Genomic DNA, 22,073 nt, shown 5'->3' with positions numbered 1-22,073 from the left:
TGCGAGGCTACCCTGTGATGCTCGTCACGCCCAAGTGATCAACCGCTTCGGCTGCTCCAGCACCGCCGCCACATCCGCCAGCACCTTGGAGCCCAGCTCGCCGTCGACCAGGCGGTGGTCGAAGCTGAGCGCCAGCGTGGTGACCTGGCGGGGCTTCACCTTGCCCTTGTGCACCCACGGCTGGAGCTTGATCGCGCCGACCGCGAGGATCGCGGACTCGCCGGGGTTGAGGATCGGCGTGCCGGTGTCGACGCCGAAGACACCGACGTTGGTGATGGTGACCGTGCCGCCCTGCATGGCCGCCGGGGAGGTCTTGCCCTCGCGGGCCGTGGCGACCAGCTCGCCGAGCGCCTCGGCCAGCTGCGGCAGGGTCTTGGCGTGCGCGTCCTTGATGTTCGGGACGATCAGACCCCGGGGCGTGGCGGCCGCGATGCCCAGGTTGACGTAGTGCTTGAGCACGATCTCCTGGTTCGCCTCGTCCCAGGACGCGTTGATCTCCGGGTTTCGCTTGATGGCGACCAGCAGGGCCTTGGCGACCAGCAGGAGCGGGTTGACCCGCAGGCCCTGCATGTCCTTGTCCTGCTTGAGCTCCTCGACCAGCTTCATCGTGCGCGTCACGTCGACCGTGACGAACTCCGTGACATGCGGTGCCGTGAACGCCGAGCCGACCATGGCCTGCGCGGTGGCCTTGCGGACGCCCTTGACCGGGATACGGGTCTCGCGTGCCGTGTCGTACGTCGCGACCGGCGCCGGGGGCACGGACACGGGCGTGGCCGCCACCGGCACGGGGGCCGCTGCCGCCGGGGCAGCCGCCGTCGGGGCAGCCGCCGCGTGGACGTCCTCACGCGTGATGATGCCGTCCGGGCCCGACGGGGTGACCGTGGCCAGGTCGACGCCCAGGTCCTTGGCGAGCTTGCGCACCGGGGGCTTGGCCAGCGGACGGTCCTTCGCGGCCGCGGCCCCGTGGCCGTTCAGCTCCGACTGGACCGCCGCCGAGGCCTGGGGGACCGTGACCTCCGGGCCCTTGCGGGGGCGCCGCTTGGTCGAGGATGCGGCGACGCCGTAACCGACCAGCACCGGCTGGCGGCCCGTGCCCGCGGCCTTCGGCTGCTCCGGCTTCTTCTCCTCGGGCGCGGGAGCGGGCGCCGGCGCCTCGGCGGGCGCGCCGCCCGCCACGTCCACCGCGATGATGGGCGTACCCACGTCCACCGTGCTGCCCTCGGGGAAGCGCAGTTCGCGGACCACTCCGTCGTACGGGATGGGCAGTTCGACGGCCGCCTTGGCGGTCTCGACCTCGCACACCACCTGGCCGTCGGAGACCGTGTCACCCGGCTGGACGTACCACTTGAGGATCTCGGCCTCGGTCAGGCCCTCGCCGACATCCGGCATCTTGAACTCACGCACGGATGCTTCCGTCATCGTCGTCACGACCCTCTCCTCAGTACGCCAGGGCGCGGTCGACGGCGTCGAGCACCCGGTCCAGGCCCGGCAGGTACTCCTCCTCCAGGCGGGCCGGCGGGTACGGGGCGTGGTAGCCGCCGACCCTGAGCACCGGGGCCTCCAGGTGGTAGAAGCAGCGCTCGGTGATCCGGGCGGCGATCTCCGCGCCGGAGCCGAAGAACACCGGAGCCTCGTGGACCACGACCAGACGGCGGGTCTTCTCCACCGAGGCCTGGATGGAGTCGAAGTCGATCGGCGAGACCGAGCGCAGGTCCAGGACCTCCAGGTTCTTGCCCTCCTCGGCGGCCGCGTCGGCGACCTCCTGGCAGAGCTTGACCATCGGACCATAGGCGGCGAGGGTCAGGTCGGTGCCCTCACGGACCACCTGTGCCTTGTGCAGCGGGCCGGGGATCGCCTCGGTGTCGACCTCGGCCTTGTCCCAGTAGCGCCGCTTCGGCTCGAAGTAGATCACCGGGTCGTCGCTCTGGATGGCCTGCTGCATCATCCAGTAGGCGTCGGAGGCGTTGGACGGGGAGACGATCTTCAGGCCGGCGACGTGCGCGAACAGCGCCTCCGGCGACTCGGAGTGGTGCTCCACCGCGCCGATGCCGCCGCCGTAGGGGATGCGCACGACGACCGGGAGCTTGACCTTGCCCAGTGAGCGGGCGTGCATCTTCGCGAGCTGCGTGACGATCTGGTCGTACGCCGGGAAGACGAAGCCGTCGAACTGGATCTCCACCACCGGACGGTAGCCGCGCAGGGCCAGGCCGATCGCCGTGCCGACGATGCCCGACTCGGCCAGCGGGGTGTCGATGACGCGGCTCTCGCCGAAGTCCTTCTGCAGGCCGTCGGTCACCCGGAAGACGCCGCCGAGCTTGCCGACGTCCTCACCCATGATGAGGACCTTGGGGTCCGTGTCCAGGGCGCGGCGCAGCGACTCGTTGATCGCCTTGGCCAGAGCCATGCTCTTGGATGTCACAGTCCCTGCCATCTCAGTGACCCCCCTCGTCTGCGAACGACGCCTGGTAGGCGGCGAACTGGGCGCGCTCCTCGTCGACGAGCGCGTGCCCGTCCGCGTACACGTTCTCGAAGATGGCGAAGTGGTCCGGGTCCGGCATGGCGCGGACCGCTTCACGCACTCGCCTGCCCAACGTCTCGCTCTCGGTCTCCAGTTCCGCGAAGAATCCCTCGTCCGCGTGGTTTGAGGACTCGAGGAACCGGCGAAGGCGCAGGATCGGGTCCTTCGCCTCCCAGGCCTCACGTTCCTCGTCGGCCCGGTACTTGCTCGGGTCGTCCGAGGTGGTGTGGGCGCCCATGCGGTACGTGTACGCCTCGACCAGGGTGGGGCCCTCGCCGCCGCGGGCGCGCTCCAGCGCCCACTTGGTGACCGCGAGGCAGGCCAGCACGTCGTTGCCGTCGACGCGGACGCCGGGGAAGCCGTAGCCCTGCGCGCGCTGGTAGAGCGGGACGCGCGTCTGCTTCTCGGTCGGCTCGGAGATCGCCCACTGGTTGTTCTGGCAGAAGAACACCACCGGGGCGTTGTAGACCGCGGAGAAGGTGAACGATTCAGCGACGTCGCCCTGGCTGGAGGCGCCGTCGCCGAAGTAGGCGATGACCGCGCTGTCCGCGCCGTCCTTGGCGATGCCCATCGCATAGCCGGTGGCGTGCAGCGTCTGGGAGCCGATGACGATCGTGTACAGGTGGAAGTTGTTGCCGTTCGGGTCCCAGCCGCCGTTGTTCACACCGCGGAACATGCCGAGCAGATTGGTCGGGTCGACCCCGCGGCACCAGGCGACGCCGTGCTCGCGGTAGGTCGGGAAGACGTAGTCGTCGTCGCGCAGGGCGCGGCCGGAGCCGATCTGGGCGGCCTCCTGGCCGAGCAGCGAGGCCCACAGGCCCAGCTCGCCCTGGCGCTGCAGGGCGGTGGCCTCTGCGTCGAAGCGGCGGGTGAGCACCATGTCGCGGTACAGGCCGCGCAGCTCTTCGGGGCTGATGCCGGCGACGTACTTGTCGTACTCGGCGTTCTTGACCCGCTTGCCCTCGGGGGTCAGCAGCTGCACGAGCTCCGGGTCGGCGCTCTTCTGGGCGGTGGTGCGGGTGGTGCGCTTGGTGCCGGTGGCGCCGGCCTTGCTTCCGGCGCTGCGTCGCGGCTGGCGCGCGGCAGTGCTGTCCACGGTCACGTGTGCTCCTCCGTCGGTCCGGCCCCCGGGGTTGCCGGTAGGCCAGTGCGGCTCACCTGTTTTCGACCACCGGGCACGGGGTGGGTGCCACTCGGCCGGGAACAGGCGTGACAGGTGCCCCGGCGAGCGCCCTGCAACGGTCACGTTACCCAGTGCGCCACATTTCTGTGAAACCCCTCCTGACCTGCCATTTTGCTTGGATTTCCAAGTAAATCGGTCAGGACCGGAAGGACGCTGGTCACAGCCTTGCAGGAGGCCGGAGCAACGGCACGTTATCCCGCTCACCCAGGTCACGGGAAGAGTCGGTGTCGCGCGTCGGGCCCCCGCAGGGTGCGGCCGGACGCATCTTTTCGGACGGCGGCGGGACGACGGAGGGACGGCGAAGGGACGGCGGAGGGGCGCCTCAGGGAGAATGGAAGCGGTTACCCACACCTGACGCACTCGTGACCGAAAGCGACCACCCGCGACTGCCTGTGACAAGGCCCAGCTCACGGGCTCTTGCCTTGCCCTACCATCTGGCGCGTGCCGCGCTCATGTGTACCCCCCCTCGTACCCCACGCGCCCCCTCTGGGCGCCCTGCTGCGCCTTTACGCCGCCGGTTCCGCCGTCACCTGCGAGCCCGTCGACCAGGGTCTGCTCAACCGCGGCTACCGCGTATGCACCACCCGCGGCCGCTACTTCCTCAAGCACCACTTCGACCCGGACACCGCCGACCCGGCCGCGATCGAACGCCGGCACCTGGCCACCCAGCGGCTGGCCGCCCTCGGCGTCCCGGTCGCCCCGCCGCTCGCCCACCGCGACGGACGCACGGTCGCCGTCGTCGGCGGCCACGCCTACGCCCTGTACCCCTGGATCGACGGCAGGCACCGCCACGGCGGCCAGCTCACCCCCGGCCAGTGCGCTCGGCTCGGGTCGCTCCTGGGCGCGGTGCACGCCTGTCTGGAGCGCGTGATGCCCCCCAAGGGCCGCACCCGCCCCGCCACGAGCCCCCATCCCGTGAAGAGCGCCGACCCGGCCGACACCTTCGCCCTCATCGACGACCTGCTCGCCCACGTCCGCCGCCACCGCCCCTTCGACGCCTTCGACGAACTGGCCCGCCACCGGCTGCTGGAGCGCCGGGAACTGCTGGAGCAGCACGCCGACCGGCGCCCGCCGCGCGGCGGCCCGGTGGGCTGGGTGCACGGCGACTTCCACCCCTTCAACCTGCTCTACAAGGGCGATGCTCCCGCCGCGATCGTCGACTGGGACCGGCTCGGCGTGCAGCCGCGCGCGGAGGAGGCCGTCCGCGCCGCCGCGATCTTCTTCGTACGGCCCGTGGGCGCCCTCGACCTGCCGAAAGTACGGGCCTACGCGCGCGCGTACCGGCGCGCTGCCGGGGCCACGCCCTCGGAGCTGGCGGCGGCGGTGCACCGCGTGTGGTGGGAGCGCCTCAACGACTTCTGGATGCTGCGCTGGCACTACGAACGCGGCGACACCCGCGCCGACCCGCAGTTCCCGGCGGCCTCGGCGCTCGCCGTGTGGTGGACGCGGGAGTACGACGCGGTGTGCGACGCGTTCGTGGAGTGACGCGGCTCGGCCGCGGCCGACCGGGGCGCGGTCAGTCGGACCGCGGTCGGCCGCGGCTCAGTGGGCCGGCCTGCCCGCGTCAGTGGGTGTGGGTGTCCTTCAAGGATTGTCCCCGGCGCCGCCGTCCGTGGCTCCGCCGTCGCCCGGGTCCGTGCCCGGGTCCGTGGCCGGGTCCGAAGGCTGGGTCTGGGTCTCGGTCCCCGGGTCCGTCGGCTGCTCCGCGGAGGTCTGCGGGTCCGTCGGCTCGTCGCTCGGTTCGCTGCTGGCCGTGTCGGACTGGGTGTACGACGGGGTGGGCGACGAGGGCTGCCAGTTCCCACCGCTGCCGTTGTCCGAATTGCCCTCCGTGGACGTGTCGGTGGGCTCGTCGGTCGGCTCGTCGGTCGGGCTCTCGGCCTTCTTCGTCTCCTTGGAGGAGTGCGAGCTGGTCGGCGAGGTCTTGGTGCCCGGATCGTCGGTGTTGGTCCCCTTGTGCTGCAGCGCCAGCGCCACGCCCGCAGCGATGGCGATCACCGCGAGCACGGCGAGGATCCACAGCTTGCCGCGGCCGCTGCCCCTGTTGCCGTGCCCCTCGAAGCCGCCGTCGTCGCCGCCCCCGTACCCGGCGGGCAGGATCGTCTGCGGGATCTGCGTGGTGCCCGAGGCGTCCGCGGGGTGCGGCATGACGGTCGTACCGGCGAAACCGGCCGCCGAGGTGTGCCGGCCGTCGTGCGTGTCCACCGGGCCGGTGTTCCAGGTGCCGGTGTGGCCGCCCTGGTCGTACAGCATCTGCAGCGCGTACTGGACCAGCCCGCGCATCTCCTCGGCCGTCTGGAAACGGTCGTCCGGCTCCTTGGCGAGGGAGCGCATGACGAGGCCGTCGAGCTCCGGCGGGCAGCCCCCGTCCGAGGTCTGCGACGGCGGCACCGGAATGTCCTGGACATGCTGGTAGACCACCGACAGCGGGGTCTCACCCGTGAAGGGAGGCCGCAGCGCGAGGAGTTCGTACAGCAGACAGCCCGTCGCGTACAGGTCGGAACGGTGGTCGACGGCCTTGCCGAGCGCCTGCTCCGGGGAGAGGTACTGCGGGGTGCCCATGACCATGCCGGTCTGCGTCATCGTCGTGGACGCCCCGTGCAGCGCGCGGGCGATGCCGAAGTCCATCACCTTGACGGCGCCGTTGTCGGTGATGATGACGTTGGCGGGCTTGATGTCGCGGTGCACGATGCCGTGCTGGTGCGAGTAGGCCAGCGCCTCCAGGACGCCGGAGACGATGATCAGGGCCTGCTCGGAGCCCGGCGCCTCCGCGTTGAGCAGCAGGTCGCGAATGGTGCGGCCCTCGACCAACTCCATCACGATGTACGGCACGGACTGGCCGCCCACGAAATCTTCACCGGAGTCGTACACGGCGACGATCGCGTGGTGGTTGAGCCCGGCCACCGACTGTGCCTCGCGGGTGAAGCGGGCCTTGGATGTCGGGTCCTCGGCGAGGTCGGCACGGAGCAGCTTGACGGCGACCGTCCGGCCCAGGCGTACGTCCTCGGCCGCGAACACCTCGGCCATACCGCCCCGGCCGAGCCGGTGGGTCAGCCGGTACCGGCCGTCGCCGACGAGCCCTCCGTTACCCCACATCTCCGGCGTCTCTGACATGCCGCCGCCAGACGCCTCGGGGTCGGACGGGCCCTGGGCGCTGTGCGTCTGTGCCATCGGTCCTCGCCGTCGTTTCTGCCCGCGGTGCGCGCGGTGTTGTTACGGTCTCCGTCGGCCACGCTACAGCCTCCGCGCAAGCCTCCGGTCCGGGATCGGGTCCGGGACCGGCCCGAGACGGACCGGCCATGAAACCCCTAGCACGCGCTGTCGTGCAAATTCTGTGTACCGGACGTACGCCCGCTGTAACGCTTCCGCGACGCTTCTTTCGCTTAGGGTCACGGAACGGGCACCGAGCTTGACGTGTCACTGCCCTGGGGCAGACTTGGCCGGGAATAGCACATTGGATCACCGGCATCGGGTCACCGGCTTCACGGTCACCGGCGCCTATGGGGGACGCAGAACATGAGCCAGGACGGCGCACAGGGCCGGTACGCGGGGCGGGCTCTCGCCGCCGGCCGCTACCAGCTGCGCGACTTGCTCGGCGAAGGCGGCATGGCCTCGGTGCACCTGGCGTACGACGCCGTGCTGGACCGCCAGGTCGCGATCAAGACACTGCACACCGAGCTGGGCCGGGAACAGTCCTTCCGCGAGCGCTTCCGCCGCGAGGCCCAGGCAGTGGCCAAGCTCACGCACACCAACATCGTCTCGGTCTTCGACACGGGCGAGGACTCCCTCGACGGGATGACCACGCCGTACATCGTCATGGAGTTCGTCGAGGGCCGCCCGCTGGGCTCGGTCCTCGACGAGGACGTCCGGCAGTACGGCGCGATGCCCGCCGACAAGGCGCTGAAGATCACCGCAGATGTGCTGGCCGCACTGGAGATCAGCCACGAGATGGGCCTGGTCCACCGGGACATCAAGCCGGGCAACGTGATGATGACCAAGCGCGGTGTCGTCAAGGTCATGGACTTCGGCATCGCCCGTGCGATGCAGTCCGGCGTCACCTCGATGACGCAGACCGGCATGGTCGTCGGCACGCCGCAGTACCTGTCGCCGGAACAGGCGCTCGGCCGTGGGGTGGACGCCCGCTCCGACCTGTACTCGGTCGGCATCATGCTGTTCCAGCTGGTCACCGGGCGGCTGCCGTTCGACGCGGACTCGCCGCTGGCGATCGCGTACGCGCATGTGCAGGAGGAGCCGGTGGCACCCTCCTCGATCAACCGTTCCCTGCCGCCCGCGGTGGACGCACTGGTCGCCCGCGCGCTGAAGAAGAACCCGAACGAGCGCTTCCCGACCGCCGAGTCCATGCGTGACGAGTGCCTGCGCGTCGCCGCCTCCCTCCAGACGGCCGCGCCGAGCATCGTGCCCGGCGCCGGCCCGACGCAGAGCGGCGCGGGCGTCGGCTCCGCGGTGTTCCCGCCGGTCGACCAGGCGACCCCGGCGCCCACCGGGCCCGTGCAGACGCCGTACCAGCCGGCGCCGGCTCCGGCCCCGTACGGCACCCCGTCGTACGGCTATCCCCAGCAGGGCGGCTACCAGACGCCGCCGATGGGCTACGGGCAGCAGGCGCACGGCACCCCACCGCCGTACAACATCACGCCCCAGACCTCCGCCCAGACCTCCGGGCCGGGGGGCGGCAAGAGCAACCGGCCGGTGATCATCGGCTCGATCGCGGTGTCCCTGGTCGCGGTCGTCGGCCTGATCGTCGCTCTGGTGGTGAACGGCGGCGGCAGCGACGACGACGCCAAGGGCGGGGGTTCCAGCTCCTCGGCCGCAGCCTCGGCCTCGGCCTCCCACGCGTCGGGTTACCGCGGGCCGGACACGTCGAAGACGATCGAGACGAGCGAGTGCACGGAACCGCAGGAGTCCTACGACGACCCGGACAAGATCCAGATCCCGGACTTCAAGTTCAAGTACATCAAGTCGGTCAAGGCATGCTTCCAGGCCGCCGGCTGGGAGATGAAGGAAGTCAAGGTCGACGAGAACACCTACGGCCAGGGCGCGGTCATGGGGCAGTTCCCCACCGCCGGCACGGACGTCGCCCCGAAGGACATGCCGACGATCGAGATCAGGGTCTCGAGCGGCAACCCGGCGACCGGCTGAGCCGCGACACGCACCGGAAAGGGCCCGGCCTCCTGGCCGGGCCCTTCGTGCTGAGGCCGTCTGGCTACGGCCGTCCGGCTGGCGAACGTCTACAGATACGGGCCGCCCGAGCGGCCGCCCGCACGGGGATCATCGGTGCCTTCGTGGCCCATGCCCGGCGGCAGGGCGCGGCGCATCTGCTCCAGCTGGGCCCGCGCGGCCATCTGCTGGGCGAACAGGGTCGTCTGGATCCCGTGGAAGAGTCCCTCCAGCCAGCCGACCAACTGAGCCTGCGCGATCCGCAGTTCCGCGTCGCTGGGGGTCACCTCATCGGTGAACGGCAGGGAGAGCCGCTCGAGCTCCTCGACGAGCTCCGGCGCCAGGCCGTCCTCCAGCTCCTTCACCGAGCTCGCGTGGATCTCCCTGAGCCGGACCCGGCTGGCCTCGTCCAGAGGCGCGACCCGGACCTCCTCCAGCAACTGCTTGATCATGCTGCCGATCCGCATGACCTTGGCGGGCTGCTCCACCTGCTCGGTCACCGGGATCTCGCGGGAGTCCTCGTCCCCACCGCCGCCGAGCGCCATTCCGTCCTGGCCCACGACCAGGATCTGCGGGTTCTCCGGCGACCTATCGTTTCTCGGCATCTCCATGCCGCCATTCTCTCGCACGTGTACACCTCATCACCGTGGTGCCCCCCGGCGCCGCTGATCCACCTTTTCGACCCGCCTTAGACCCTCTGGAGCAATCCGTAATGCCTGTTTGACAGGTGAATGTGAGGCTTGTCGGCGACGGTCTTGCCGACTGGGCTCGGGAGGTCACCGACGTGACTCCATGGCTGCGCTTCACACTCCGCGTGGCACCACTGCCGCTGCTCCTCGCGGCGGTCGTGGTGCCGTACGGCGCCACCGCGTCGTACGGCGCTCAGCCCACGCCGTCGGCCTCCGCCACGCGCTCCCCGGCCGCCGGCCGCTCCTCCTCGCCCTCCGCCAGCCCCTCCCGGGCCGGCAGCCGGGCCGGTGAAGGGCGCCGGCGGCCCGGGCGGCTGGAGGAGCCCCCCGCGGAGGTCGAGGGGGACGACGACACCGCCTCCGCCCAGGACACGGGTCCGGGGGACATGGACCCGCAGGACGAGGCGGGGGAGGCACAGGAGCCGCAGGACGGCGGCACGGAGCCCCCCGCGGTCTCCGAGTCCTCGGAGCAGGCCGACGTGGTCCCCTCCGCACCGCCGCCGCAGGACCCGGACCAGCCCGTCGCCCAGGGCGGCGAGGACCCCGCCGAGCCCTTCGTACGGATCCTGCCGCTGGGCAGCGGCCTGATCCTCATCGGGCTGGGCCTGGGGCTCGCCTTCGCGGGACTGCGGGTGCGGCGCGGTTAGGACTCGCGCCGGAGCCTGTCCTAGTCCTGGCTCCGCTCGGGCACCAGCAGCAGCACCTTGCCGATGTGACCGCTCGCCTCCACCACCCGGTGGGCCTCGGCCGCCTCGGGCATCGGCAGTTCGCGGTCGATGACCGGCCGGACGTGGCCGTCGGCGAGCAGCGGCCAGACGTGCTCGCGTACGGCCGCGACGATGGCCGCCTTCTCACCGAGCGGACGGGCGCGCAGCGAGGTCGCGCTGATCGCGGCCCGCTTGCTGAGCAGCGCGCCCAGGTTCAGCTCCCCCTTGACTCCGCCCTGAAGGCCGATCACGGCGATCCGGCCGTTGACGGCGAGGGCCTTGACGTTGCGGTCCAGGTACTTGGCGCCCATGTTGTCGAGGATGACGTCGGCACCCGCGCCGCCCGTGGCCTCCTTGACCTCGGCGACGAAGTCCTGCTCCCGGTAGTTGATCAGGATGTCGGCGCCCAGCCCGGCGCAGAAGTCCAGCTTCTCCTTGGTGCCGGCCGTGACGGCGACCTTGGCGCCGACCGCCTTGGCGAGCTGGATCGCCATCGTGCCGATGCCGCTGGAACCGCCGTGCACGAGCAGGGTCTCGCCGGGGCGCAGATGGGCGACCATGAAGACGTTCGACCAGACCGTGCAGACCACCTCGGGCAGTCCCGCGGCCTGCTTCAGGCCGACGCCCTCGGGCACGGGCAGCAACTGCCCGGCCGGGACGGCGACCTTCTCGGCATACCCGCCGCCCGAGAGCAGCGCGCACACCTCGTCACCGACCGACCAGCCGCCCACACCGGGCCCCAGCGCGGCGATCCGGCCGGAGCACTCGAGGCCCGGGTACACGGGCGCACCGGGAGGCGGGTCGTAGAAGCCCTGCCGTTGCATGATGTCGGCACGGTTGACGGCGCCGGCCACCACCTCGACCAGCACTTCGCCTTCTCCGGGCACCGGATCGGGGACCTCGTCCCAGACCAGCGCCTCGGGCCCACCGGGTTCGGGAATCGTGATCGCATACATGGCGGCGACGCTACTCCTCGCCGCAGACCGCGCGGTGGAGGGCCGCCCGGTCGCGGCCGGCCCGGTCCCGGGGTTTCACGTGAAACACACTCCGATCCCGGCGGCCGCCCACGGCAGATCGAGCAGCTCCGTCTCCTGTCCCTGCCGGGCGCCGCCCGGCGGTACGACCGCGAGCGCGTCGGCGGCGGCGATGCCGCGCAGCATCGCCGGGCCGTTGTAGTGCAGCGGCACGGCGTGATCACCGCGCAGCACGACGGGGGTGAGCCGGGTGTCGTGCGGATGCCCGTGCACCGCCTCCTTCAACGGCAGCGTGTACGGCTCGGGGGCGGGACGCGCGGCGAGGGTCCGCAGCAGGGGCTCGGCGAGCGTGAGCAGACCGGAGACGGCCGCCAGGGGGTTGCCGGGCAGGCCGACGAGGTGCTGCCCGTCCTTGATGCGGGCCAGCAGCATGGGGTGGCCCGGACGCACCTTGACGCCGTCGACGAGGAGTTCGGCACCGATGCGGCGCAGGGTGGGGTGGACGTGGTCGACGGGTCCGGAGGCGGTGCCGCCGGTGGTGACGATGAGGTCGGCGTCGGACGAGGTGACGGCCTTGTGCAGGGCCTTGGCGTCGTCGCCGAGCCGGCGCACCCGGGTGACCTCAGCGCCCAGGGCGCGCAGCCAGGGCGGGAGCATCGGGCCGAGGGCGTCGCGGATGAGCCCGTCGTGCGGGAGGCCCTCGGTGAGCAACTCGTCGCCGAGGACGAGGACTTCCGCGCGGGGACGGGGGACGGCGGTGACCGTGTCGTATCCGGCGGCGGCCGCGAGCCCCAGGACGGCGGGGGTGACCAGGGTGCCGAAGGGCAGCAGTTGGTCGCCGCTGCGGCATTCCTGGCCGCGCGGGCGGATGTCCTGTCCGTGGACCATGTCGCGGGTGGGGTGCAGTCGGCCCTTGCCGTCGGTGCGGCCGTGCTCGCTGCGCAGGACGGCGGTGGTGTCCGGCGGGATGCGGGCGCCGGTGGCGATCCGTACCGCCTCTCCGTCCGTCAGCGGCTCGGCGGAGCCGTGACCGGCCAGGACGCCGTCCTCCCGGACATCCCAAGGGCCCGGGCCCGCCACGGCCCAGCCGTCCATCGCGGAGGTGTCGAAGGAGGGGAGGTCGGTGAGGGCGTTGAGGGGGGCGGCCAGTGCCAGACCGAGGGCGTCCGCGAGGGCGACGTCGACCGGGGCGCGGCGGGCACCGGCCCGGCCCGCGCGGGCGGCGGTCTCGCGGGCCTGTGGCCAGGGGGAGGCCTTGTGGTGACGGTCGTCGGCGGCGTGCCTCTCCTGGGCGGCGGGCGCGGGGACCTGGCCGCCCCGGGTGGGGCCGCCTTCGGCGGGGCCGTTGTCTTCGCGGGGTTCCCTCACGAGGGCGAGCGCCTCCTCGACGTCGAGGTCGTCTGTTTCCTCGGCGTGCTCGGCGTACTCGCCGCTCCGGGTGGCGCGGGCGGTCATGTGGCGTCCGGGCCGGGGGCGGGCTGGGCGGGGTTGTTCTCTTCCTCCCAGCGCAGGGCCAGAGCCGCGGCCTTCCGGGCGGCCTCGGCGACGGCCTCGGGGCCTCCCTTGCCCTGGGCCGCGGCGTAGCCGACGAGGAAGGTGGTCAGCGGGGCGGCGGGCCTGGCCACGCCGTGCGCGGCATCACGGGCGAGGTCGAGCAGGACGCCGGTGTCGACGTCCAGGTCGATGCCCAGCTCGTCCTTGACTGCGGAGATCCATTCATCCAACACGTGCCCATGCTCCCTGATCCGTGCCCTGGCGGCGGCGATGTCGTCCCAGGTGTCGCAGTCGAAGGAAGCGACCGGGTCCGGGACGCGGGTGAGGTCCAGCGCGCCGGTCAGCCGGCGCAGGGGTAGCCCGGTGAGGCCGCCGTGAGCGCCGGTGAGCGTCGTCAGCTCACGGCGCAGCGCGGCCGTGCGGTACGCGGCCACCAGCGGCTGGTCGCGTCCGTCCGCGTCGGTGAGCAGCGCGCCCTCGGCCGTGGTGGTACGCAGGGCTGCCAGCAGCCGCCCCACGGTGGCCGTTTCGAGGAACGGCAGGTCGGCGGAGAGCAGGACGAGGTGCTCCGCCGTGGTGTGCCGCAGCCCGGCGTCCAGTGCGGCGACCGGGCCGGCGCCCGGGGGTTCCTCGCGGGCCCACCGCACCGGGCGCGCGGTGGCCCGGGGGTCGGCCACGACGACGGTCGTGGCCGCGTCGGCGCAGGCCGCGAGCACCCGGTCGAGCAGTGGGCGCCCGCCGACCCGCAGGCCGGGCTTGTCGGCCCCGCCGAGTCGCCGGGCGGCACCGCCGGCCAGCACGACGGCGTCGTACGGCAGGGCGGTCCCGGCGGCCGGGACGTTGGCCGGGGCGTTGTCGGTCACCCTCCGAGTATGTCCTGTGCGTCCCTTCTTGCGGACACCGCCTGTGTCACAGGGTGCGCAGCAGCACCGCCGGCTGTTCCACGCAGTCCGCCACGTACCGCAGGAAGCCGCCCGCCGTGCCGCCGTCGCACACCCGGTGGTCGAAGGTGAGCGACAGCTGGACGACCTGGCGCACGGCCAGCTCGCCCTCATGCACCCAGGGTTTGGACACGATGCGGCCGACGCCGAGCATGGCCGCCTCGGGGTGGTTGATGATCGGGGTGGAGCCGTCGACGCCGAACACCCCGTAGTTGTTCAACGTGAAGGTGCCGCCGGTGAGTTCCCCGGGTGTCAGTGTCCCGGACCGGGCGGCATCGGTCAGCCGCGCGAACTCGGCGCCCAGGGATTCGGCGTCGCGTGCGTGGGCGTCCCGGACGACCGGCACGACCAGCCCGCGTTCGGTCTGCGCGGCGAACCCGAGGTGGACGTGGTCGAGCCGGACGAGCTCGCGGGCCTCGGTGTCCACGTAGGAGTTCAGCTCGGGGTACCGGGCGAGGGCCGCGGTGCAGATGCGGGCGAGCAGCGCGAGCAGCGAGATCTTCGGTCCCGCGCCCGCGTTCATCGCGGCTCGCGCGCGCATGAGCTCGGTGGCGTCCGCGTCGACCCAGCACGTGGCGTCCGGGATCTCCCGCCGGCTGCGGGAGAGCTTGTCGGCGACGGCACCGCGGACGCCCTTGAGGGGGGTGCGGACGCCGTTGCGGACGGCGGAGGCCGAGGCGGGGGCAGGGGCGGGGGCTTCCTCCGCCACGGGGGCGGGGGCGGCCTTGATCCGCAGGGCGTGCTCGACGTCGGCTCGCAGGATCAGCCCGTCGGGACCGGACCCGCACAGCTGCCGCAGGTCGAGGCCGTTGTCGCGGGCGAGCCGGCGCACCAGCGGCGAGATCACGGGGACCGGACCTTCGGCGGGCACGGGGGCCGATGGCACGGGCACGGGCTCGGACGACACGGGGACGGATGGCACCGGAGCGGGGCCCTTGGCCTTCCCGTCGGCGGCGGCCGACCGTACCCTCCGGCGCCGCGCCGGTGCTTCCGAGGTGCCGTAGCCGACCAGGACGTTGCCCGACCCCCCGGTGTTCCGGCCGTCGGCCGGGGGACCCACCGCCACCGTCAGCAGCGGCGCGCCCACCGGCAGTTCCGTGCCCTCCTCGCCGAAGCGGGCGGTGACCACGCCGCCGTAGGGGCAGGGGACCTCGACCATCGCCTTGGCCGTCTCGACCTCGACGACCGGCTGGTCGATGGCGACGACATCGCCGACCTGGACCAGCCAGCGGACGATCTCCGCCTCGGTCAGCCCCTCCCCGAGGTCGGGGAGCTTGAACTCGAGCACCTGTGCCATCAGCCCTCGGCCTCCCACTGCAGACGCGCCACGGCGTCCAGGATCCGGTCGACGCCGGGCAGATGGTGCCGCTCCAGCATCGGCGGCGGGTAGGGGATGTCGAACCCGGCCACGCGCAGCACCGGCGCCTGAAGATGGTGGAAGCAGCGCTCCGTGACACGGGCGGCGATCTCCCCGCCCGGTCCGCCGAACCCGCCCGATTCGTGTACGACGACCGCGCGCCCGGTGCGCCGCACCGACGCGGCGACCGTCTCGTCGTCGAACGGCACCAGGGAGCGCAGGTCGACGACTTCGAGGTCCCAGCCCTCGGCCCGGGCCGCCTCGGCGGCCTCGAGGCAGACGGGTACGGACGGCCCGTAGGTGATGAGCGTGGCACTGCGGCCCGCGTGCCGCACCACCGCGCGTCCTATCGGCTCAACGGTCCGCGGCTCCTCCGGGTTCCAGGAGTCCTTCGACCAGTACAGCCGCTTGGGTTCGAGGAAGACGACGGGGTCGTCCGAGGCGATGGCCGCGCGCAGCAGTCCGTAGGCGTCGGCGACGGTGGCGGGCGTGACGACATGGAGCCCCGGAGTCGCCATGTAGTACGCCTCGGAGGAGTCGCTGTGGTGCTCGACGCCGCCGATGCCGCCGCCGTAGGGGACGCGGATGGTGATCGGCAGGGGCATCCGGCCGCGGGTGCGGTTGCGCATCCGCGAGACGTGGCTGATCAGCTGTTCGAAGGCGGGGTAGGCGAAGGCGTCGAACTGCATCTCCACGACCGGGCGCAGCCCGTACATGGCCATACCGACGGCCGTGCCGAGGATGCCCGCCTCGGCCAGCGGGGTGTCCGTGCAGCGGTCCTCGCCGAACTCCTTGGCGAGCCCGTCGGTGACCCGGAAGACACCGCCGAGGGTGCCGACGTCCTCGCCCATGACGTGCACGGCAGGGTCGGCGGCCATCGCGTCGCGCAGCGCGCGCGTGAGGGCCTGCGCCATGGTGGCGGGCTTGACGGCGACGGTGGTCATCGGTCACCGCCTTCCTGCTCGGCCGCCAGCTCGGCCCGCAGCAGGTCGCGCTGCTCCCGCAGTTGCGGGGTGGGCTCGGCGTACACGTGGGCGAAGAGGTCCATCGGGTCGAGTTCCGCGTTCCGGTTCATGCGCTCGCGCAGGTCGGCGGCCATTGCCTCGGCGTCCTCGCGCGCGGCCCGGATGCCGTCCTCGTCGAGCAGGCCGCGTGCGGTCAGTTCGCGCTCCAGGAGCTGGACGGGGTCGTGCTCGCGCCAGGTCGCGACCTCGGCGTCGCCGCGGTAGCGGGTGGCGTCGTCGGCGTTGGTGTGGGCGTCGATGCGGTACGTCACGGCCTCGACCAGGGTGGGGCCGCCGCCCGCGCGCGCGTGCCGCACGGCGTCGCTGAGGACCTCGTGCACGGCTGCCGCGTCGTTGCCGTCGACCAGGCGGCCCGGCATGCCGTACCCGACGGCCTTGTGGGCCAGGGAGGGCGCGGCGGTCTGCTTGGCGAGCGGTACGGAGATGGCGAAGCCGTTGTTCTGGACCAGGAAGACGACCGGGGCCTGCCAGACGGCGGCGAAGTTCAGCGCCTCGTGGAAGTCGCCCTCGCTGGTGCCGCCGTCGCCGACCAGGGCGAGCGCGACCACGTCGTCGCCCTTGAGGCGGGCGGCGTGGGCGAGGCCGACGGCGTGCGGGAGCTGGGTGGCCAGCGGGGTGCTCAGCGGGGCGACACGGTGCTCGTAGGGGTCGTAGCCGGTGTGCCAGTCGCCGCGCAGCAGGGTGAGGGCCTCGACGGGGTCCACTCCGCGGGCCACGGCGGCGAGCGTGTCGCGGTAGCTGGGGAAGAGCCAGTCCTGTTCCGCGAGGGCGAGCGCGGCGGCGACCTCGCAGGCCTCCTGGCCGGTGCTGGAGGGGTAGACGGCGAGACGGCCCTGCTTGGTGAGGGCGGTGGCCTGCGTGTTGTAGCGGCGGCCGCGCACCAGGTGGGCGTAGAGCCGGCGCAGCAGCTCCGGGTCGGCCTCGGCGACCGCCTCGGTACCGAGGACGCGGTACGGATCGGGGTCGGGCAGCAGCGGCGCGGGGTCGGTACGGGGCTGCCAAGCGGGCGGCGGCGATGGCCGGTACGCGCCCCGCTGCTCCATGACCGTCATGACGGCACCTCCTCGTGGGAGCGGCTACGGGAGGCGCGTCGTCGGTGACCCGCCTCACCTACCGATTGTTCGGTCGCCGACACATTTTGGCTACGGGCCCCCCGAGGCTGTGGACAAACGGTTCTCCACACCCTGGAATGAACGCAGGTCGTCCACGGCGGGAAGGCGGGGGGACATGGCATCTGAACAAATGGCCGAGAGCACGGAGTCCGGTGCCACTCTGCCACCGCCGCGTCCGCTGGACGCCATCGACCAGGACATCCTGCGGATGCTCCAGGCGGACGGCCGCGCGTCGATACGGTCGGTCGCCGAGCGGGTCCATGTCTCGCGCGCGAACGCCTACGCACGCATCAACCGCCTCGTCGAGGACGGTGTCATCCGGGGTTTCGGCGCCCGCGTCGACCACGAACGGGCGGGCCACGGCACGTCGGCCTACATCACCCTGAAGATCGTGCAGAACACCTGGCGCACCGTGCGCGAACAGCTCAGACAGCTGCCGGGCGCCTCGCACATCGCTCTGGTGGGCGGCGACTTCGACGTCCTGCTCCTGGTGCACACCCCGGACAACAGGGCCCTGCGCGAGCTGGTGCTCACCCGGCTCCAGGCCATCCCCGAGGTGCTCAGCACCCGGACCCTGCTGGTCTTCGAGGAAGAGGACCTCGAGCCGGAGACCTGACCGCCCGGGCCCGCCCGTCAGGACGAGGGCACCACCGCGATCGCGACCATCAGCCACAGCACCGGAAGCAGCGCGAAGCCGAGTCCGGCGCCGGCGGCCGGCATGCGCGACGTGCGCAGGGACCGGCGGCGCGGCAGCAGCCACGAGGGACGCCTTCCACCAGGTCGCGTGGCGGCGCGCAGCGGTTGGATCATGCGCGCCACCCCATCGCCGGGGACGGGAGCAAGTGCCGCTGCGGATGTCCCACCGGGCCACGCGCGCGTACTCACACCGCAGCGCGCCCTCAGCCGGCCTGTCGCAGCCCCGAGAAGACCAGCCGCGCCACCGCGTCGGCCACTTCGCGCTCGCCCATGCCTCGGCCGTCCGGCCGGTACCACTCCACGATCGAGTTGATCATGCCGAAGACCAGCCGGGTCGCCAGGCGCACCTCCACGTCGCCGCGCACCTCCCCGTCGGCGGCGGCCGCCTGCAGCAGGTCGGCCACCCGGTGGTCGAAGTCGCGCCGCCGCTCCAGCGCCCAGCGCTCGGTGGCGGTGTTCCCGCGCACGCGCAGCAGCAGCGTCACGTAGGGCAGCTCGGCTATCAGTACCTCGACCATGCGCCGGACGACGTACTCCAGGCGGTCCGCGGGCCGCCCCACGCGCGCGCGGTCCTCTTCGAGGATCCCGAAGAGGCCGTCCAGCGCCCGGGTGACGGCGCGGCGCAGGAGTTCCTCCTTGCCGGTCACGTGGTGGTAGATCGACGACTTGGAGATGCCGGCCGCCTTGGAGAGGTGCTCCATGGAGGTGCCGTCGTAGCCACGCTCGTTGAAGACCCGCACGGCGACGGAGAGCAGGGTCTCGGGGGTGTAGGTGTCCCGCTTGGCGGTGGTCATCAGGAGCCCTCCCGCCGCTCGGTGGCGTACGCGTGGCGGTAGAGCGCGAGGGACGGGGCGTAGCGCCCGGAGGGGTCGCGCAGGTGCAGGTCGTCCAGGAGGTCGTAGGCCCAGCCGCGGCCGAGCCTGCGGCTCCACTCGAAGGGGCCGAGGGGGTAGTTGACACCCAGGCACATCGCGGTGTCGATGTCCTCCTCGGTGGCCACGCCCTTGGCGACGGCGTCGTGCGCGAGGTCGACTATACGGGCGACCGTGCGGGCGACGATCATGCCGGGGGCGTCCCCGATGAGGCTGACGTCCTTGCCGAGCGCCTGGAAGAGGCCGACGGCCTCCTGAAGGGTCTGCGGGGAGGTGTCCTGGGAGGCGGACAGGGCGACGCGGGTGGCCCGGCGGTAGTCGAGGGCGAGGTCGAAGTAGACGACGTCGCGGAACTCCACGGAGGTCTGGCCGTCGGCGAGGACCAGCTGGCCGCCGCTGGGCAGGACCAGGCGGGTGCCGTGGTCCTCGTCCTCCTCGCGGACCTGGATGCCCGCTTCGCGGATCAGCGTGAGCAGATCGGCAGCCGGGCCCAGGCCGCCCTCCGCGACGACGTAGGCGGGTGCCTGCGCCTTCTCGGCGGTGTGCGGTTCGGGGCGCTCACCGTCCTCGGCGTAGTCGTACCAGCCGTGCCCGGTCTTGCGGCCCAGGCGGCCGGACTCGACCAGGCGGCGCTGGGCGAGCGACGGTGTGAAGCGGACGTCCTGGAAGAAGGCCTGCCACACGGAGTGCGTGACGGACTCGTTGACGTCCTGCCCGATGAGGTCGGTCAGTTCGAAGGCGCCCATCCGGAAGCCGCCGCACTCGCGCAGGACGGCGTCGATGGTGGCCGGGTCGGCGGCCTGGGCCTCGTAGACGGCGAAGGCCTCGGCGTAGAAGGGCCGGGCTATGCGGTTGACGATGAAGCCCGGGGTGTCGGCGCAGGCCACCGGGGTCTTGCCCCAGGCGCGGGCGGTCTCGTACGCGCGCGTGGCCGAGGTGACGTCGGTGGCGAACCCGGAGACGACCTCCACCAACGGCATCAGCGGGGCGGGGTTGAAGAAGTGCAGGCCCACGAACCGCCCGGCACCCCGCAGCGCCCCGCCGATGGCGGTCACCGACAGGGAGGAGGTGTTGGTGGCGAGCAGGCAGTCCTCGGCGACGATGCCCTCCAGCTCGCGGAAGAGCTCCTGCTTGACGTCCAGCCGCTCCAGGACCGCCTCGACGACCAGGGCGCAGTCGGCGAGCTCGGCGAGGCTCTCGGCCGGCCGGAGCCGGTCGCGGGCGGCGTCCCGTTCGGCGCCGGTGAGCCGGTCCTTCGCCACGAGCCGGTCCAGCCGGGCACCGATCGCGGCGGCCGCCTCCTGGGCGCGCCCGGGCACGGTGTCGTACAGCCGTACGAGATGGCCCGCGACCAGCGCGACCTGGGCGATGCCCTGGCCCATGGTGCCGGTGCCGACCACGGCCACGGGGCTGCTGAGGTCGAGTGCTGTCATGAGCGCGATCCTCCCGCACAGGGTTTTCCACAGATGCGGCGGACCCCCTTGTCCCGACCGATCGTTCGGTTACTCTAACTCTGTCCGGCTGTTCCTGCCCATGGTTCTGCTGTTTCTGCCCAGGTCATGAGCTCGACGGAGAGCTCTTTCAGACGAGGAGTTGGTCCCGCATGGCCGCCGAACTGACCGCGCACGAGCTGATCGCCAAGCACCGGCCCACCCTCGACCAGGCGCTGGAGGCGATCCGCACACGTGCGTACTGGTCCCCGCACCCCGAGCACCCGAAGGCGTACGGCGAGAACGGCAGCCTGGACGCGGCCGCGGGCAAGGCCGCCTTCGACGCTCTCCTCGGCACCCGCCTCGACCTCGGCCAGCCCGGCACGGACGACTGGGTGGGCGGCGAGGTCTCCCCCTACGGCATCGAGCTCGGCGTCACCTACCCGCACGCGGACGTCGACACCCTGCTGCCCGCGATGCGCGCCGGACAGGGCACGTGGCGGGACGCGGGCGCGGAGGCCCGGGCCGTGGTCTGCCTGGAGATCCTCAAGCGGATCAGCGACCGTACGCACGAGTTCGCACACGCCGTCATGCACACCTCCGGCCAGGCGTTCATGATGGCGTTCCAGGCCGGCGGCCCGCACGCCCAGGACCGCGGCCTGGAGGCGGTGGCGTACGCCTACGCCGAGCAGGTGCGCACCCCCGACACCGCGGAGTGGACCAAGCCGCAGGGCAAGCGCGACCCGCTGGCCCTCGTCAAGCGCTTCACGCCGGTCCCGCGCGGGACCGCGCTGCTCATCGGCTGCAACACCTTCCCGACGTGGAACGGCTACCCGGGCCTGTTCGCCTCCCTGGCCACCGGCAACGCGGTCCTGGTCAAGCCCCATCCGCGCGCGGTGCTGCCGCTCGCCCTCACCGTCCAGGTGGCCCGCCAGGTGCTCGCCGAGGCCGGCTTCGACCCGAACCTGGTCGCCCTCGCCGCCGAGCGCCCGGGCGAGGGCATCGCCAAGACGCTGGCCACCCGCCCCGAGATCAGGATCATCGACTACACGGGCTCGACGGCGTTCGGCGACTGGCTGGAGGCCAACGCCCGCCAGGCGCAGGTCTACACGGAGAAGGCCGGCGTCAACACGGTGATCGTGGAGTCGACGGACGACTACAAGGCGATGCTCTCGAATCTCGCCTTCTCCTTGTCCCTGTACAGCGGCCAGATGTGCACCACCCCGCAGAACCTGCTCGTCCCCCGCGACGGCATCCGTACCGACCAGGGCCCCAAGTCCTACGACGAGGTGGTCGCCGACCTCGCCCGTTCGGTCGACGGCCTGCTCGGGGACGACGCGCGCGCGAACGCCCTGCTCGGCGCGATCGTCAACCCGGACGTGAAGGCCCGTCTGGAGGCCGCGGCCGGGCTCGGCGAGGTCGCGCTCGCCTCGCGTGAGGTCGCCAACCCGGAGTTCCCGGGCGCGGTCGTCCGCACGCCGGTGATCGTCAAGCTGGACGGCGCGCGGAAATACTGGGAGGGAGCCGACGACGAGGCCGCCTACATGAGCGAGTGCTTCGGCCCCGTCTCCTTCGCCGTCGCCGTCGACTCGGCCGCCGACGCGGTGGAACTGCTGCGGCGCACGGTCCGCGAGAAGGGCGCGATGACGGTCGGCGCGTACACCACCGACGAGCAGGTCGAGCAGGCGATCGAGGAGGCCTGCCTGGAGGAGGCCGCCCAGCTGTCGCTCAACCTCACCGGCGGGGTGTACGTGAACCAGACCGCCGCCTTCTCCGACTTCCACGGCTCCGGCGGCAACCCGGCGGCCAACGCCGCCCTGTGCGACGGCGCCTTCGTGGCGGGCCGCTTCCGAGTGGTGGAGGTCCGCCGGGAGGTCTAGTCCGCCGGGAGGTCTGGGGC

Annotated in this window: 19 protein-coding genes; 5 read left to right on the top strand and 14 right to left on the bottom strand. The window is 72.3% G+C overall.

Going from position 1 to position 22,073, the window contains the following annotated elements; genetic code table 11:
* Window positions 1-24: 24 nt before the first annotated feature.
* Genes ACH45E_RS09345 through pdhA (ACH45E_RS09335) form a run of 3 tightly spaced genes read right to left on the bottom strand, consistent with a single transcriptional unit; the run spans window position 25 to window position 3,620 of the window.
* Window positions 25-1,428 (bottom strand): dihydrolipoamide acetyltransferase family protein, encoded by a 1,404-nt coding sequence (locus ACH45E_RS09345; protein ID WP_361442238.1) that lies wholly within the window; start codon window positions 1,426-1,428, stop codon window positions 25-27.
* Between the two features lie 10 nt (window positions 1,429-1,438).
* Window positions 1,439-2,431, bottom strand: coding sequence for an alpha-ketoacid dehydrogenase subunit beta (locus tag ACH45E_RS09340; RefSeq protein ID WP_361442235.1), 993 nt, complete (start codon window positions 2,429-2,431; stop codon window positions 1,439-1,441).
* A gap of 1 nt (window position 2,432) precedes the next feature.
* Window positions 2,433-3,620, bottom strand: coding sequence for a pyruvate dehydrogenase (acetyl-transferring) E1 component subunit alpha (pdhA, locus tag ACH45E_RS09335; RefSeq protein WP_361442232.1), 1,188 nt, complete (start codon window positions 3,618-3,620; stop codon window positions 2,433-2,435).
* A gap of 522 nt (window positions 3,621-4,142) precedes the next feature.
* Here pdhA (ACH45E_RS09335) and ACH45E_RS09330 point away from each other — a divergent pair.
* Window positions 4,143-5,186 carry a phosphotransferase gene (locus ACH45E_RS09330; RefSeq protein WP_361442229.1) on the top strand — a complete coding sequence of 348 codons (1,044 nt, stop codon included), beginning with the start codon at window positions 4,143-4,145 and terminating at the stop codon, window positions 5,184-5,186.
* 99 nt (window positions 5,187-5,285) lie between these two features.
* On the opposite strand, the gene ACH45E_RS09325 is transcribed toward ACH45E_RS09330, so the two are convergent.
* Complete coding sequence (locus tag ACH45E_RS09325; RefSeq protein WP_361442226.1) at window positions 5,286-6,872, bottom strand: protein kinase; 1,587 nt, start codon at window positions 6,870-6,872, stop codon at window positions 5,286-5,288.
* 345 nt (window positions 6,873-7,217) lie between these two features.
* Here ACH45E_RS09325 and ACH45E_RS09320 point away from each other — a divergent pair, with 345 nt between their 5' ends.
* Window positions 7,218-8,858, top strand: a complete 1,641-nt coding sequence (locus ACH45E_RS09320; RefSeq protein ID WP_361442223.1) for a protein kinase — start codon at window positions 7,218-7,220, stop codon at window positions 8,856-8,858.
* An 89-nt stretch (window positions 8,859-8,947) separates the two neighbouring features.
* Here ACH45E_RS09320 and ACH45E_RS09315 read toward each other — a convergent pair whose 3' ends face one another.
* Window positions 8,948-9,487, bottom strand: coding sequence for a bacterial proteasome activator family protein (locus tag ACH45E_RS09315; protein ID WP_361442220.1), 540 nt, complete (start codon window positions 9,485-9,487; stop codon window positions 8,948-8,950).
* A gap of 173 nt (window positions 9,488-9,660) precedes the next feature.
* On the opposite strand from ACH45E_RS09315, the gene ACH45E_RS09310 reads away from it, so the two are divergent.
* A complete protein-coding gene (locus tag ACH45E_RS09310) occupies window positions 9,661-10,212 on the top strand; it encodes a hypothetical protein (protein WP_361442217.1) in 552 nt (183 codons plus the stop codon).
* Between the two features lie 20 nt (window positions 10,213-10,232).
* Here the strand turns inward: ACH45E_RS09310 and ACH45E_RS09305 are convergent, their stop codons facing one another.
* The 6 genes from ACH45E_RS09305 to pdhA (ACH45E_RS09280) all read right to left on the bottom strand — a co-directional run bounded on the left by ACH45E_RS09305 (window position 10,233) and on the right by pdhA (ACH45E_RS09280) (window position 17,115).
* The gene (locus ACH45E_RS09305; protein WP_361442214.1) at window positions 10,233-11,228 is read right to left on the bottom strand and encodes an NAD(P)H-quinone oxidoreductase; all 996 of its coding nucleotides are present in this window, start codon (window positions 11,226-11,228) and stop codon (window positions 10,233-10,235) included.
* 75 nt (window positions 11,229-11,303) lie between these two features.
* The gene (locus ACH45E_RS09300; protein WP_361442211.1) at window positions 11,304-12,701 is read right to left on the bottom strand and encodes a molybdopterin molybdotransferase MoeA; all 1,398 of its coding nucleotides are present in this window, start codon (window positions 12,699-12,701) and stop codon (window positions 11,304-11,306) included.
* Window positions 12,698-13,603 (bottom strand): NTP transferase domain-containing protein, encoded by a 906-nt coding sequence (locus ACH45E_RS09295; protein ID WP_361442208.1) that lies wholly within the window; start codon window positions 13,601-13,603, stop codon window positions 12,698-12,700. The genes ACH45E_RS09300 and ACH45E_RS09295 overlap by 4 nt, the downstream gene beginning before the upstream one ends.
* A gap of 46 nt (window positions 13,604-13,649) precedes the next feature.
* Window positions 13,650-14,978: a dihydrolipoamide acetyltransferase family protein gene (locus ACH45E_RS09290; protein ID WP_361442205.1), complete on the bottom strand. Its 1,329-nt coding sequence runs from the start codon at window positions 14,976-14,978 to the stop codon at window positions 13,650-13,652.
* Window positions 14,978-15,982 carry an alpha-ketoacid dehydrogenase subunit beta gene (locus ACH45E_RS09285; protein ID WP_361442202.1) on the bottom strand — a complete coding sequence of 335 codons (1,005 nt, stop codon included), beginning with the start codon at window positions 15,980-15,982 and terminating at the stop codon, window positions 14,978-14,980. Before ACH45E_RS09285 ends, ACH45E_RS09290 begins: the two co-directional genes overlap by 1 nt.
* Entirely contained in the window at window positions 15,979-17,115 is a 1,137-nt protein-coding gene (pdhA, locus tag ACH45E_RS09280) for a pyruvate dehydrogenase (acetyl-transferring) E1 component subunit alpha (RefSeq protein ID WP_361442199.1), read from the bottom strand. Before pdhA (ACH45E_RS09280) ends, ACH45E_RS09285 begins: the two co-directional genes overlap by 4 nt.
* Before the next feature lie 175 nt (window positions 17,116-17,290).
* Between pdhA (ACH45E_RS09280) and ACH45E_RS09275 the strand changes: the two genes are divergently transcribed.
* Window positions 17,291-17,791: an Lrp/AsnC family transcriptional regulator gene (locus ACH45E_RS09275; protein ID WP_399040315.1), complete on the top strand. Its 501-nt coding sequence runs from the start codon at window positions 17,291-17,293 to the stop codon at window positions 17,789-17,791.
* A gap of 17 nt (window positions 17,792-17,808) precedes the next feature.
* Here the strand turns inward: ACH45E_RS09275 and ACH45E_RS09270 are convergent, their stop codons facing one another.
* The 3 genes from ACH45E_RS09270 to ACH45E_RS09260 all read right to left on the bottom strand — a co-directional run bounded on the left by ACH45E_RS09270 (window position 17,809) and on the right by ACH45E_RS09260 (window position 20,176).
* Window positions 17,809-17,985: a hypothetical protein gene (locus ACH45E_RS09270; RefSeq protein WP_361442196.1), complete on the bottom strand. Its 177-nt coding sequence runs from the start codon at window positions 17,983-17,985 to the stop codon at window positions 17,809-17,811.
* A gap of 89 nt (window positions 17,986-18,074) precedes the next feature.
* Window positions 18,075-18,665 (bottom strand): TetR/AcrR family transcriptional regulator, encoded by a 591-nt coding sequence (locus ACH45E_RS09265; protein WP_361442193.1) that lies wholly within the window; start codon window positions 18,663-18,665, stop codon window positions 18,075-18,077.
* Entirely contained in the window at window positions 18,665-20,176 is a 1,512-nt protein-coding gene (locus tag ACH45E_RS09260; RefSeq protein ID WP_361442190.1) for a 3-hydroxyacyl-CoA dehydrogenase, read from the bottom strand. The genes ACH45E_RS09265 and ACH45E_RS09260 overlap by 1 nt, the downstream gene beginning before the upstream one ends.
* A 170-nt stretch (window positions 20,177-20,346) precedes the next feature.
* Here ACH45E_RS09260 and paaN point away from each other — a divergent pair, with 170 nt between their 5' ends.
* Complete coding sequence (paaN, locus tag ACH45E_RS09255; protein ID WP_361442187.1) at window positions 20,347-22,053, top strand: phenylacetic acid degradation protein PaaN; 1,707 nt, start codon at window positions 20,347-20,349, stop codon at window positions 22,051-22,053.
* The last annotated feature ends 20 nt before the right edge of the window (window positions 22,054-22,073 follow it).

The organism is Streptomyces sp. NPDC020299, from assembly GCF_044387825.1.
Taxonomy (GTDB): domain Bacteria; phylum Actinomycetota; class Actinomycetes; order Streptomycetales; family Streptomycetaceae; genus Streptomyces.
This window is presented reverse-complemented; position numbering and strand designations above follow the sequence as displayed.